Raw genomic sequence first — 13,457 nt, forward strand, 5'->3', positions numbered from 1 at the left:
TGAACGAACTGCAGCCGTTTGAACGGTAGTCGGTTCATTCCGGCGAAGCGGGTCGGAAAAAGGCCCGGACGACATTGCCCTGAGAGCCCCAACGACGATGATGCTATCGACGGGGACGCCGTCGAAGTACGGATTTGAATTTACGCTTCAATCCGGCTGTGCGCAGAAGTGCTCGTGCACGCAACGTATAACGGTCGAGCAAGTGTCCGCTTTGCCTCACGAAACTCATCTGGTGATGTCCTAAAAAGTGGCGAATATGACGTTTCGCTCAGGTCCCTGCAACCGTATGTTCGGTGCGATATGCTTGAGCCGCCGCCGGGGCGAGCGTTTAGCGATGGTCGCAGAGCGAGAGTTGACTTTGGAGCAACGCGACGCGGCGTGGATTTCCATAAAGTAGTATCGGAACGGGAGAAACAATCAGGTGAGTAACTGGAGCGCACGCAAATGGGTATTGGCAGCTCGTCCGATCGGCAAGCCTAAGGAAAGCGATTTTAGGTTTGAGACCGGTTCTGTTGCCCAACCCGGTGACAATGAGCTACTGCTGCGGACAAAGTTTCTCTCGCTCGAACCTTACATTCGCGCTCGCATGGACGAGGCAAAGTCCTACGCTACGTCTACGGCGATCGGCGAGGTGATGTTTGGCCGAACCATCTCGGAAGTGCTGGTCTCGAACCATCCGGCTTATAGTGTGGGCGATATCGTGCTCGCCAAGGCCGGGTGGCAAACGCTGAGCCTCTCAAATGGCAAGGACCTGCGGAAACTAGATCCTATGATTGCTCCCCCGACCGCTTTTGTTGGAGTTCTTGGGATACCCGGCTCTGCCGCCTACATCGGAATGAGGGTAATTGGTCAACCCAAACCCGGTGAAACCGTAGTGGTTGCCGCAGCGAGCGGGGCGGTCGGCTCACTCGTAGGCCAGCTTGCGCGCAGAGCGGGCGCTCGCGCAGTAGGAATCGTCGGAGGAGCCGAAAAGTGTGCCTTCATTAAGGACAAGCTTGGTTTCGACGAGGCAGTCGACCATCGTGCAGCTGATTTCGAGCAACGGCTCGCGGCGGCTTGCCCGAAAGGTGTCGACGTCTATTTCGAGAATGTTGGTGGCGCCGTTTGGACGGCGGTATGGCCGTTGCTGAATCAGTTTGCGCGCGTACCGGTGTGCGGACTAGTTGCGCAATTCGGTGCGCCGGTTCCCCCGGGTCCGGATCGAGTTCCGGCAACGATCCGTCAGATTCTTTCGAAAAGTTTGACCATACGCGGGTTCATCGTCGACAATTACCCCGAGCTGTTTCCAGATTTCGAGCGAGAGATTGGCGCTGGGTTGAAAGACGGATCGATTCATCAGCGAGAAGACGTCGTTGACGGTCTTGAGAACGCACCTGCTGCATTCATGGGCATGCTCGAGGGGCGTAATTTTGGAAAGCTGCTTATTCGAGTCGCCGATTAATCGACTGAAGCGGAGCGGTACTTGATGTGCCGCTTACACGGTCGGCGTCGAGATGATGCTCGCGGGTGATATTGTCATTACCGAGGACAAGACATGGGTAGCATAAAGAAAGCTTTTGACCTTGCCGGAAAGACCGCACTTGTCACCGGTGGGTCACGCGGGCTTGGATTGCAGATCGCGGAGGCGCTCGGGGAGCAGGGAGCCAAGATCATTCTGTCATCACGCAAGACGGCCGATCTGAAGCAGGCGCAGGAGCACCTCGCGGGCCTGAGCATCAAGTCTGATTGGATCGCCGCCGACAATGCCAGGGAGGATGACGTCAAGCGGCTTGCGGACGAGGCAATCGACAAATTGGGCAAGGTCGACATTCTGGTCAACAACGCGGGCGCGACCTGGGGCGCATCCACGGAAGATCATCCCATCGAGGCCTGGGACAAGCTGATGAATCTCAATATCCGGTCCCTATTTCTGCTCAGCCAGCGGATCGGAAAACTGTCGATGATTCCGAACAAATACGGCCGCATCATCAATCTCGCATCGATTGCCGGTCTTCGTGGCGGCAATGGCGATATGCAAATGATCGCCTATCACACGAGCAAGGGTGCAGTGGTGAATTTCACTCGCGCGTTAGCCGGCGATTGGGGACGCCACGGGATTACCGTCAACGCGCTCGCACCGGGCTTCTTTCCGTCGAAAATGACGAAGGGCACGCTCGAGGCGGTTGGCGCGGACAAGCTTGCGGCGAGTGCGCCGCTGCGTCGTATCGGCGACCAGGACGATCTCAAAGGCGCTGCGATCTTGTTCGCAAGCGATGCCGGCAAACACATCACGGGACAGATACTTGCCATCGACGGCGGTTCTACGGCCGTCTTGCCAGGGGCCTAGGTCCAAGGGTGGTCGCATGCGTATCCGCGACTTCCCTCAAAATAGCCGCGCTCGACGCTGTACGTCGTGATGGTTGCTTCAACCTTCTCTAGCGATCATCACTTGTCGATCTGATTGGCGTGACACGAGTGACCACGAGCCGCGAAGAGTCGCGACTAGTAGTCGTGAAGGGCAGGCGTGAGATTGTCGTCTTGAATATGGTCGCTTTGCGGGCGGTCGCCAAAGACCACCTAGTGTGACACCTAACCGACCGGAACAAGGGGTTGATATGATTCCAGAGCGCGAGAACTTTGGTGGAACCTGGCCGTTTGCACCACATTATTTCGAAGGCAACGGTTTCCGGATGCACTACGTCGACGAGGGGAACGGTGAGCCCATCATTTGCCTCCGCGGAGAACCGACCTGGGGCTATCTTTATCGACGTTTCATTCCGCCCTTGTCAAAGGCGAACCGGGTACTAGTGCCGGATCACATGGGTTTCGGTAAGAGCGAGACGCCTCCTGATCGCGAGTATTCGCTCAAGACCCACGTAGAAAATCTGACGCGCCTCATCGATGAACTCGATCTCAAGAACATTACCTTTGTAATCCAGGACTGGGGCGGCCCCATCGGAGCGGCCTATGTGTTGCGTCATCCAGAACGAGTCAAAAGGTTGTTCTTCCTCAATACCCTCACTGGCTATGGGCGGGCAAAACCCACCGAGCTAACGCCGTGGTTTCAGTTCATTAAGAGTCATCATGAAGCCAACACGCTCCATGAAGTGCTGGGGCACCTCGGTACGAACGTTCTCAGCATCATGAAAGCTATCGGCTTCGAGAATTCGGGCGTGGTGGACGCCAATTGGGTCGCGGCGTATAGCGCACCGTTTCCTAGCAAAGCGGACTGTGTTGGTGCCATCGAGTTTCCGTTGGATGCGCTCCTCGGTCGTATTGTGCCGTATGTCCGCGAAGGTTTCCCCCTCATCGACAATTTGAAAGCGAAACCCGCAATGCTTGCGGTCGGCATGAAGGACAGGGGCATCGCTCCCGAAGTTCAGATCGCTGATTTTCGGGGTATCTGGCCAGATCGCCCTATCGTCGAACTTCCTGGTGCAGGGCATTTCAGCCAGGAAGACGTACCGGACACGATCGTTGCTCTGATCCAGCTCTTCATCCAAAGCAACTAACCCCTGGGCGACCTGCGCGGGGATCAGCCAACGGCTTGAACAGATCCATGGGCCAAAGAAAAGGAGCCAGGTACCTGCTTCACCTCTAACGCACTCGCTGATTGCCCTCGGGAGAATTAGTCCTGAATCGAAAGACAGGCAAAGGCTCTCCGTCGACGATGGGGGACGCTGCCCGGCTCAATGCCGGGCGACTGGGCGGGCGTCCTGGACTGGAATAGCCAGCGACATTTCGAGCTGCACTGCCCGATCACTGATGTCGCTGCAGTGATGTCGCAGAGAAACCCGCGCTTAGGCCCCGAGGACCCTGGATTTGTGACCCAGCACAGCGACGTGACCTTCATCGTGGTGGATGAGACCCTGCTTCCCGTCGTCGAAACGATTGCTTTGCGAGCGAGTAGGGGCAAGGGCTGGATCGTGATGACCGATGCGCCGCTCGCGGCGCGCGGGACGCCAGATACTCGACGGTGGCAAATGTGGTGAGGTCATCAACGCAACAGCTCATCGAACAGCGATCGACCCAATGATCTGGGAATAACAGGCAAAGGAAATAGTATGACTTACGAAACACTCATTTATGAGATAGAAAACGGTGTCGCGAGCATCACGATCAATCGACCGGCGCAGTTGAACGCGATCGACGTGCTGACGGCAAAGGAGCTTGCCCTTGCCGCCAAGCAGTGCAGCGCCGATTCGGCCGTGCGATGTGTTGTGCTGACCGGCGCCGGCGACCGTGCGTTCTGCGCGGGCGGTGATGTCGCAGGCTTCGCAGCGGATCCGGAGCGGGTCGACAGCTTGATCAAGGAAATGACGACGCATCTCCATGAAGCGATCTCGATACTTGCGCGCATGCGGGCACCGGTCGTAGCCAAGGTGAACGGCATGGTCGCGGGCGCCGGCCTCGGCCTGATGGCCGCCGCCGATCTCGCCGTTGTCTCCCAGAAGGCCAAATTTACTAGCGCCTACACAAAAATCGGACTCACTCCGGACGGAAGCACGACCTGGTACATGCCACGCCTGATCGGTCTTCGCCGGACGAGGGAGTTGTTCCTTTTGAACCGCCTGTTGTCCGCGGACGAAGCGATGGCTTGGGGACTGGTCAATCGGGTGGTCGCGCCCGAGGAATTGGTGGCGGCTGTCGATGAGATTGCTCAACAGATCGCCCGCGGCCCGACGCTCGCGTACGGGTCCATCAAACGGCTGTTGCTTCTGAGCAATGACACGGAGCTCGAACATCAGATGAAACATGAAGCGGCCTCGATTGTGCAAATGTCCCGGTCGCATGACGGCCTTGCGGGCGTGAAGGCGTTCAAGGACAAGGTCGAACCGAGTTTCGTCGGTAGCTAGGCACGCGACCGCGGCTCAGCGCTCAAACGAAATTCTCGGAGGAAAGAATGTCCGTATCGACGCTTCGAGAGCTAATGATCAGGTCGAGCAGACAGCTTCGGCCGCGCCCGAGAGCGGGCAGCGCATAGAACGAGCCGTTGATCAACCCTACCAGAGGCTAGGTGCAGATCGCCGGCACGTTGATCGACACCTCTCCCTCGGTCCCATCGAGGCAGGGCCGGTAGGCAATCGAGGTCACTTCCTCACCAGTGGGCAAGCGCTTTCCGAAAGCGGTCTGAAAGCCTCATCAGCCGGGGTAGTTCCGACCAGCTTGTAATAGTCCCACGGTCCATTGGATTCCTCCGGCTTCTTGACTTCAAACAGGTAGGCCGGATGAATCTTGCGACCGTCCGCGCGAATTGGTCCCTTACCGAGCAACGAATCGTCGGTTGGCATTTCCTTCATTTTTGCTACCACCTTGGCGCCGTCATGCGGATCGCCACCCATCGCCTCGAGCGCCTTGAAGTAGTGGGTCAGGCCCGAATAGACGCCGGCTTGAACCATGGTCGGGGGCGCGCTATTCTTCATCCGGGCGGCGAATCTCTTGGAGAATCCGCGGGTCTGGTCGTTCAGGTCCCAATAGAAAGTCTCGGTGAAGTTCAGGCCCTGCGCAGTTTCGAGACCGATGGCTTTGACGTCGGTGAGCAACAGCAGAAGCGCCGCGAGCTTTTGCCCGCCCTTGAGGATACCGAATTCGGCTGCCTGCTTGACGGCGTTTGTGGTATCGCCACTGGCATTGGCGAGCCCGATGATTTTGGCCTTCGATGACTGCGCCATTAACAGGAACGAAGAGAAGTCCGATGTATTCAACGGATGCCTTGCACTGCCGACGACCTTGCCGCCGTTAGCAAGGACGACGGCCGTGGTGTCGCGTTCGAGCGCGGCGCCAAAGGCATAATCTGCGGTGAGGAAAAACCAGGCGTCGCCGCCGGCCTTCACCAGTGCCCGCCCGGTGGCATGGGCGAGCATGTAGGTGTCGTAGGTCCAGTGCACGGTATTCGGAGAGCATTGCGCGTTGGTGAGATCCGAGGTCGCAGCACCCGAGTTGATGTAGACGCCGTTTCTTTCCTTAACGACGTGGTTGACGGCGAGCGCGACGCCGGAGTTCGGCACGTCGACGATGACGTCAACCTTGTCGACGTCGAGCCACTGCCGCGTGATCGCGGCGCCAACATCGGGCTTGTTCTGGTGATCCCCGGAGATGATGTCGATTTTCCAACCCTTGGCGGTCAGACCGGAATCCTCGACTGCCATTTGAGCAGCCAGCGTCGAGCCCGGTCCGGCTAGGTCGGCGTAAAGCCCGGATTGATCGGATAGCGCACCGATTTTGACGGTCTTGTCCTGCGCAAAAGCAAGATCGCCGGTGGCGAGTGTCAGCGCGGTTCCGAGCAAAAGCGCCGAAATTCTATTCTTCATATTTGTCTCCTCTTCCTTGATTTTTTCTCGTTGGCTTCTGGTGGCCGATATGGGGTTAAGCGTGTCGATACTGGGGCTTGCGGTTCAGAGTCAGTGAAGCCGTCGATGATCTTGCCGTGCTCTGCAGTAGCCGTCCGCAACGATCGCGGCGAACCGGAAACTCTGTTCAACCAAAAGGATAATGAAACCTCCCTTTGTCGAACCGCGCGTTTGTGTGGCCGATTTGATAACGAGCGCAAGGCCCTCGGTCTGTTCGACCAGAACAGCTTGGTTGTTCCTCACATCGCCTTGACGATGTTCTCGGTGACCTTCTTGGCGTCGCCGAGCAGCATCATGGTGTTGTCGCGATAGAACAGCGGGTTGTCGATGCCGGCATAGCCCGAGGCCAGCGAGCGTTTGATGAACATCACGGTGCCCGCCTTCCACACCTGCAGCACCGGCATGCCGTAGATCGGCGAGGATTTATCGTCCTCGGCGGCGGGGTTGGTGACGTCGTTGGCGCCGATCACGAAAGCAATGTCAGCCTGGGCGAATTCGGAGTTGATGTCCTCGAGTTCGAACACCTCGTCATAGGGCACGTTGGCTTCGGCGAGCAGCACGTTCATATGGCCGGGCATGCGGCCGGCGACCGGGTGAATCGCGTATTTCACCTCGACGCCTTCCTTCTTCAGCGTATCGGCCATTTCGCGCAGCGCATGCTGGGCCTGCGCCACCGCCATGCCGTAGCCGGGCACGATGATGACCTTGGACGCGTTCTTCATGATGAAAGCGGCGTCGTCGGCCGAGCCGAGCTTGGCGGGCTTCTGGTCGGCGCTGCCGCCACCTACTGCCGCCGTCTCGCCGCCAAAACCACCGAGGATAACCGAGATGAAGGAACGGTTCATCGCGTGGCACATGATGTAGGACAGGATCGCACCGGACGAGCCGACCAGCGCGCCGGTGATGATCAGCGCGGAATTGCCGAGCGTGAAGCCGATGCCGGCCGCGGCCCAGCCGGAATAGGAGTTCAGCATCGAGATCACGACCGGCATGTCGGCGCCGCCGATCGGGATGATCATGAGCACGCCGAGCGCCAGCGCGATGATCGTGATCAGCCAGAAGTCGAGCGCGCTGCCGGAGAGCACGAGGCCGACGATGAAGAACACCAGGGCCAGGGCCAGGGCGATGTTGATGATGTGGCGTCCGGGCAGGATGATCGGCGCGCCGCTCATGCGGGCCGACAGTTTCAGGAACGCGATCACCGAGCCGGTGAAGGTCAGCGCGCCGATGGCGACGCCGAGCGACATTTCGACCAGGCTCTGCGCATGAATGTTGCCGGGGGTGCCGATGTCGAAGGCTTCCGGAGCATAGAAGGCACCGGCGGCGACCAGCACCGCGGCCATGCCAACCAGCGAATGGAACGCGGCGACCAGTTCCGGCATCGAGGTCATCGGCACCCGCCGCGCGATCACAGCACCGATGCTGCCGCCGATCGCGATGCCGGCCACGACCAGGATCCAGGACATGGCGTCGGACGGCGGATGGCTGGCGAGCGTGGTCGCGATCGCGATCACCATGCCGATCATGCCGAAGAAATTGCCCTGCCGGGATGAGGCCGGACTGGACAGCCCGCGCAGCGACAGGATGAACAACACACCCGCCACGAGATACAAAACTGCAGCCAGATTGGCGTTCATCTCAGGTCCCCCTTTATCTTCGTCACCCCGAGGTGCACGCCGCTCACTTGGCCTTCTTCTTGTACATCGCCAGCATGCGCTGGGTGACAAGGAAGCCGCCGAAGATATTCACGCTGGCGAAGATCAGGGCGATGAAGCCAAAGCCGCGCGCCCAGCCGCTGCCGCCACTGACCATGCCGACACCGCCCGCGAGCAGCGCGCCGACCACGATCACCGAGGAGATCGCATTCGTCACCGACATCAGCGGGGTATGCAGCGCCGGCGTCACCGACCACACCACGAAATAGCCGACGAACACGGCGAGGACGAAAATCGACAGCCGGAACGTAAAGGGATCAACGACTTGGGCTACATGCTCCATGGCTTCTCTCCTCAGGCCTTCGGCTGGAAATTCGGATGGATGACGGCGCCGTCCTTGGTCAGCGCGGTGGCTTTCACCAGTTCGTCGTCCCAGTTCACCGCGAGCGACTTGTTGGGCTTGTCGATCAGGGTCTCGATGAATGAAAACAGGTTGCGGGCGTACAGGCTCGACGCCGATGCCGCGACGCGGCCGGCGACATTGGTGTAGCCGACGATCTTGACGCCGTCGGCGTCGACGATCTCGCCGGGCCTGGCGCCCTCGACATTGCCGCCGCGCTCGACCGCGAGATCGACCAGCACCGAACCCGGCTTCATCGACTTGACCATCTCGCCGCTGACGAGTTTCGGCGCCGGGCGCCCCGGGATCAGCGCCGTCGTGATCACGATGTCCTGCTTCTTGAGATGTTCGGCGGTGAGCGCGGCCTGCTTGGCCTGATACTCTTTCGACATTTCCTTGGCGTAGCCGCCGGCGGTCTGGGCGTTCTTGAATTCCTCGTCCTCGACCGCGAGGAATTTGGCGCCGAGACTTTCGACCTGCTCTTTGGTTGCGGGCCGCACATCGGTCGCGGTGACGACTGCGCCGAGCCGCCGCGCGGTCGCGATCGCCTGCAGGCCGGCGACGCCGACGCCCATCACGAACACTTTTGCGGCCGGAATGGTGCCGGCCGCGGTCATCATCATCGGGAAGGCACGGCCAAAGGCTTCGGCCGCTTCGATCACCGCGCGATAGCCGGCCAGATTCGCCTGGCTCGACAGCACGTCCATCACCTGCGCGCGGGTGATGCGCGGCATCAATTCCATCGCGAACGCCGCGACACCGGCGTCCGCGATTGTTTTCAGCGCGGCCTCATTGCCGTAAGGATCCATGATGGCGATGACCAGCGCGCCGCGCTTGTACTGGGCAAGCTCGGAGGCTTCCGGCCGCTTCACCTTGATGATGATGTCGGCATCCTTCAACGCGTCCGCGCTGACGGTAGCGCCGGCCGCGGTGAATTCGGAATCCGGCAGGCCCGACTTGATGCCGGCGCCCGGCTCGACCGCGATGTCGATGCCCAACGCCTTGAACTTCTTGATGGTGTCGGGGAAAGCGGCGACCCGCGGCTCGGACGGATCGATTTCCTTGGCAACGGCAATCTTCATTGCAGATTCCTCTTTCGGACGTCCCCTTTAAGCGGCAACGGGAAATTGTCCGACACCCAACCTTTACTGCTGGTTACAAGAGAACATCGACCGTTCACCGAATCACGAACGAAAGGCCGCTGGCCGCGATTTTGAGACTTGTGATGAGCCGAGCGGCAGTTCTGTAAACCTGCTTATCGGATGTGACTGACCGTCCTTGGATATCATGCGTCCAGAAGCGGCGTTGCATGTGACAGGAACAACTCCGGGTATTGGAAGAGCGATCCGCGCCCGACGTCCGAATAAACGACAAGCCTGGCGTTAAGTATGTTCCGCGCTAGATTGAACGAATTGACCGTGGAGATCATGATGTCGCAGCTGCCGTTCACCACAAGTGTCGGCTGCTTGAATTCGCCGATGTCGGCGAAGCGCTCATCGCGGGGCTGCCACCAACCCCTTGTTGAGGAAACGCCGATTGTTGCTGCCGCAACCCACCCCATAGAAGTTTTCGTCTCGTCAGACGCATCGCACGTTTCCTTATGGCCGCTCGAACCCATGCACACTTCCGAAGGGCAGCAGTCCGCGTGCGAAGCCCACTTCTGGTCACGCTGGCGCCTCGTCGCCGCCCGGCGGTAAGGTATTAATCATTATATTTATCATCTTTATAGTCAACAACTATTCTTAGGACTCAACCTTGGTCTCGGCCGAGCTAAGAGCCGCTGCCTACGAACGTTGCCCGCGTCGATCGGGATTATGCCCGATTGACGAAAGCGTGACGGGCAGGGGTCTTGTAAGCGGGCTTTGTAATGTTAGATTATGGATATAATTATTAAGAATCGACACCGTGCGGCACAAATGGAGCAAAAGTCGTGGAGATTAGGGAATTTATTGCGGAGCAGGTCGCATCGAACGATGTCGTACTGTTCATGAAGGGAACAGCACAATCGCCACAATGCGGGTTCTCCGCGCAGGTGGTAAAGATTCTGGACCATCTGGACGTTATCTATAGAGACATAGACGTTCTCGCGTCGGACGAGCTCCGGAAAGGCATCAAGGAATTTTCGGATTGGCCAACCGTTCCCCAACTCTACGTGAAAGGCCAGTTCCAGGGCGGCTGCGACATCGTGCGGGAGATGTTCCAATCCGGAGAGCTTAAGATAATGCTCGTCGACAACGGCGTGAAGAAGGACGAAGGCGCGCTGGCGTAGGTCGTAGCGGCGCCGGCCGTTGCGGAGAAAGCATTATCCCGCTTCGGTTCACCTTTCCTTGGGCTCGGAGTTTGCGGTCATGTCGCTAATACCTTATCCGCGGGATCGAAGCCGTTCTCGGTCGGCGTGATGTCTAATCGCCCTGGGCCTGCATCATGAGCCGGATTGACCTGCTCTAGTTAAGCAGCCGGTTATGCAACTGGTGGAAACGCCTCGAGGGCTGGGGCGTCTGGCACCGCGATCAGAAGGCGAAATCAATGACAACAATAAAGGCGATGCGGCTGGCTTCGCTGGTCACGGGAATCAATGTCCTGGTCGCGAGTGGCTTTACCATCGCGGCGATCTTCCGTCCGGAAGTCGTGGTGCCTGCCGGCTCGATTCCAACGGAGGCGTCGTTGCTATTGGCGATGTACGCGGCGGCGCGCATAATCCCGCTAGCTTTGTTTGCATTGGCGGCAATCTACAAACGAGCGACGTCTGCGTTGCTGATCCTGGGCACGCTCGCGGGCGGCATTCAATTGCTGGATGCTGGAATCGGTCTGTTTCAGCACGATCTGGGGAAATTCGCTGGGCCACTCTTCATTGCCGTCCTCCAATTCTTCGCGGTGTATCTGCTTCACAGATCCGTGCGGATCACGTCGTAAACCAGGTGCGGATGGACTGGCACTTCAAGTCAGCTCCAGTTGCGCGGTGAAGCTGATGCAGCGTATCATCCGGCCGGGATCAACCACGCCCGGCCCGCCCAGAAGAAGTCCGCCAAGCCAGCGACGTTGCTAGCGTTCGAGATGTATGCGCGGCAAAAAATCTGACGCGTCTGCCGGTTTCGACGTATCGGCGCCGCTCGGCGATGTGCGCCCTGTATTCCGCGGAAAGATGTTTGGTGCGCCATTCAGAATAAAAGCTGCGAACTATGTAGCGGAGCACTTTGTGCTCGACGCTCTGAGTTGTCGTCACTTCCCTCGAACCGTGCCGAAGTTGTGGATTGCGCTCATGTCGATCTGTCATATCGAGGGATGGATCCCCATCCGGCACAATTCAGCCTCGCTTGCGTGATCCCCTAACGCACTGCGTCGCCGCGGCGATACTCAGCGGAGAGGTCATCGAGCTTAGTCTTCAGCTCCGGAGCGAGGCTATAGTCGGCAGCAGCGAGCGTGTTGGTCAATTGCTCGGTTCGGCTCGCACCGAGAATGACGGACGTGATAGCCGGGTTCGCCAGAATCCAAGCGACTGCCAGTTTCGGCAGCGCTTCGCCTTCCTCGCCAGCGATCTCACGCAGCTTGCCGACCGTCACGAACTCGCGCTGATGCCAGTAGCGGTCCCGATACACGGTGCCGAACTGTCCGACTTCCGCCGAAAAGCGTCCCTTTTCCGGCTTCTCGTCCTGCTGATATTTCCCGCTAAGGAGGCCACCGGCAAGCGGGTTGAACGGGATCACCGCTAGGTTTTCCTCTTGAGCCAGCGGCAACAGTTCCCGCTCGATCTCCCGGAACAGAAGGTTGTACCGAGGTTGTACCGAGACGAAGCGCGCCAACCTCAGCGTATCCTGCAGGCCGATAGCCCGCGCCAATCGATAGGCCAGGAAATTCGAAACGCCGATATAGCGCGCCTTGCCGGATCGGATGATGGCATCAAGCGCTTCAGCGGTCTCATCCAGCGGTGTCGCGGGGTCATCTATGTGAAGTTGATAGAGATCCACGAAATCGGTGTTCAGGCGCCGCAACGATGCCTCGATCGCGTCAAGGAGGTGCCTGCGAGACGAGCCCTGATCCCAAGGGGAGGATCCCATCCGCCCTCCGGCCTTCGTCCCGAGAACGAATCGCCTGCGTTTGCCTTTCAGCCAGAGGCCGGTGATCTCCTCTGCTCGGCCGACTTCAGGCAGATCTGCGCCGCCCGGGTAGACGTCCGCGGTGTCGATGAAATTCACGCCGGCGTCCGTCGCCTTGTCGAAGACCCGAAAGGACTCAGCTTCGTCGGTCTGTTTGCCGAACGTTCCTGTGCCAAGGCAGAGGCGGGAGACCGTTAGACCAGTTCGACTAAACTTCGTGAACTGCATGAAGATCCCATAGCGAGCAACAAGCTGGCCGCGGCGCACAGCTGCCCGCGCGAACTGTAGCAACCCCCATATTTGAGGCAAGAGAGCCGGTGCAGCGACCTAAAGCCGAGAGGATGACAACCCCTCTAAGTATTTTCGCCGCCCTTGACTCAGGCCGGCCAGAAGTCCGGAGAGTGCGCGAAGCCTAGATGTCACAGACCCCAAAAGCCGCTTGTGCGGGACGTAATCATCATTCGGACGATCAGCAGGATCCTCTGTAGCGCCTTTTTGCTTCATATCCTGGCTTAAGAGCAGTAGCTGAGCGTATAACGCGTCTGGTGAGCACATGAATAAATCCAACCCTCTCATCATTTCTTTCGTTTCATGATAAGCATAATGAATGTGTGCCGCAAAGTCAATCCGTAAAACCCAAAGCGGCAGGACTTGCAGAAGCAACGACGCCGACCAACAGGAACAGGCCTGCCCACAACCCAGCTTAGACGGGGGCGGCTTGCTATCCGTAACCCGGGGGAATGCGTCCTAACCGCACTGTCGGTCCTTGATTACAATTATTATTGGTATCATATATATATAATTGGGCGTGTAACCCCCCGGGCCAGCAGTTTTCGCGGCCCCAGGTGGAGGCCTGCACTTCCCGAGACCACCAGACCTGGCCGCCGCGGGATCTCCGCGGCGGTCTTTTCTAACGTCGGGCTTACGGCGCGCATATGGAAGAATGTGAAGAGAACAGACCCAAGCTCTGGATTCGTCT

At 58.8% G+C, this 13,457-nt stretch carries 13 protein-coding genes; 7 read left to right on the forward strand and 6 right to left on the reverse strand.

Annotated elements, in window-relative coordinates; genetic code table 11:
* The first annotated feature begins 421 nt into the window (after positions 1-421).
* The 5 genes from V1289_RS27795 (at position 422) to V1289_RS27815 (ending at position 4,835) form a co-directional block, all read left to right on the forward strand.
* The gene (locus tag V1289_RS27795; RefSeq protein WP_334400569.1) at positions 422-1,441 is read left to right on the forward strand and encodes an NADP-dependent oxidoreductase; all 1,020 of its coding nucleotides are present in this window, start codon (positions 422-424) and stop codon (positions 1,439-1,441) included.
* A gap of 93 nt (positions 1,442-1,534) precedes the next feature.
* Positions 1,535-2,326, forward strand: coding sequence for an SDR family oxidoreductase (locus tag V1289_RS27800; RefSeq protein WP_334400571.1), 792 nt, complete (start codon positions 1,535-1,537; stop codon positions 2,324-2,326).
* A 268-nt stretch (positions 2,327-2,594) separates the two neighbouring features.
* Entirely contained in the window at positions 2,595-3,491 is an 897-nt protein-coding gene (locus V1289_RS27805; RefSeq protein WP_334400573.1) for an alpha/beta fold hydrolase, read from the forward strand.
* A 180-nt stretch (positions 3,492-3,671) separates the two neighbouring features.
* Positions 3,672-3,971, forward strand: a complete 300-nt coding sequence (locus V1289_RS27810) for a hypothetical protein (protein ID WP_334400575.1) — start codon at positions 3,672-3,674, stop codon at positions 3,969-3,971.
* 72 nt (positions 3,972-4,043) lie between these two features.
* Entirely contained in the window at positions 4,044-4,835 is a 792-nt protein-coding gene (locus V1289_RS27815; protein WP_334400577.1) for an enoyl-CoA hydratase/isomerase family protein, read from the forward strand.
* 234 nt (positions 4,836-5,069) lie between these two features.
* On the opposite strand, the gene V1289_RS27820 is transcribed toward V1289_RS27815, so the two are convergent.
* From V1289_RS27820 to V1289_RS27845, 5 genes are all read right to left on the reverse strand, one after another.
* The gene (locus tag V1289_RS27820) at positions 5,070-6,290 is read right to left on the reverse strand and encodes an ABC transporter substrate-binding protein (RefSeq protein ID WP_334400579.1); all 1,221 of its coding nucleotides are present in this window, start codon (positions 6,288-6,290) and stop codon (positions 5,070-5,072) included.
* A 278-nt stretch (positions 6,291-6,568) separates the two neighbouring features.
* On the reverse strand, positions 6,569-7,966 hold the full coding sequence (locus V1289_RS27830) for an NAD(P)(+) transhydrogenase (Re/Si-specific) subunit beta (RefSeq protein ID WP_334400581.1): 1,398 nt from the start codon (positions 7,964-7,966) through the stop codon (positions 6,569-6,571).
* A 43-nt stretch (positions 7,967-8,009) separates the two neighbouring features.
* Positions 8,010-8,327 carry a proton-translocating transhydrogenase family protein gene (locus V1289_RS27835; RefSeq protein ID WP_309179824.1) on the reverse strand — a complete coding sequence of 106 codons (318 nt, stop codon included), beginning with the start codon at positions 8,325-8,327 and terminating at the stop codon, positions 8,010-8,012.
* Positions 8,328-8,338: 11 nt separating this feature from the next.
* Positions 8,339-9,466 (reverse strand): Re/Si-specific NAD(P)(+) transhydrogenase subunit alpha, encoded by a 1,128-nt coding sequence (locus tag V1289_RS27840; RefSeq protein ID WP_334400584.1) that lies wholly within the window; start codon positions 9,464-9,466, stop codon positions 8,339-8,341.
* Between the two features lie 203 nt (positions 9,467-9,669).
* Positions 9,670-10,002 carry an alpha/beta fold hydrolase gene (locus V1289_RS27845; RefSeq protein WP_334400586.1) on the reverse strand — a complete coding sequence of 111 codons (333 nt, stop codon included), beginning with the start codon at positions 10,000-10,002 and terminating at the stop codon, positions 9,670-9,672.
* Positions 10,003-10,314: 312 nt separating this feature from the next.
* Between V1289_RS27845 and grxD the strand changes: the two genes are divergently transcribed.
* Both grxD and V1289_RS27855 read left to right on the forward strand, forming a co-directional pair.
* Positions 10,315-10,653: a Grx4 family monothiol glutaredoxin gene (gene grxD / locus V1289_RS27850; protein WP_334400588.1), complete on the forward strand. Its 339-nt coding sequence runs from the start codon at positions 10,315-10,317 to the stop codon at positions 10,651-10,653.
* Between the two features lie 275 nt (positions 10,654-10,928).
* The gene (locus V1289_RS27855; RefSeq protein WP_334400590.1) at positions 10,929-11,297 is read left to right on the forward strand and encodes a hypothetical protein; all 369 of its coding nucleotides are present in this window, start codon (positions 10,929-10,931) and stop codon (positions 11,295-11,297) included.
* Positions 11,298-11,710: 413 nt separating this feature from the next.
* Here the strand turns inward: V1289_RS27855 and V1289_RS27860 are convergent, their stop codons facing one another.
* Complete coding sequence (locus tag V1289_RS27860) at positions 11,711-12,745, reverse strand: aldo/keto reductase (protein WP_334400592.1); 1,035 nt, start codon at positions 12,743-12,745, stop codon at positions 11,711-11,713.
* Positions 12,746-13,457 lie beyond the last annotated feature (712 nt).

The sequence above is a fragment of the Bradyrhizobium sp. AZCC 2289 genome, from assembly GCF_036924615.1.
Classification (GTDB): Bacteria; Pseudomonadota; Alphaproteobacteria; order Rhizobiales; family Xanthobacteraceae; genus Bradyrhizobium.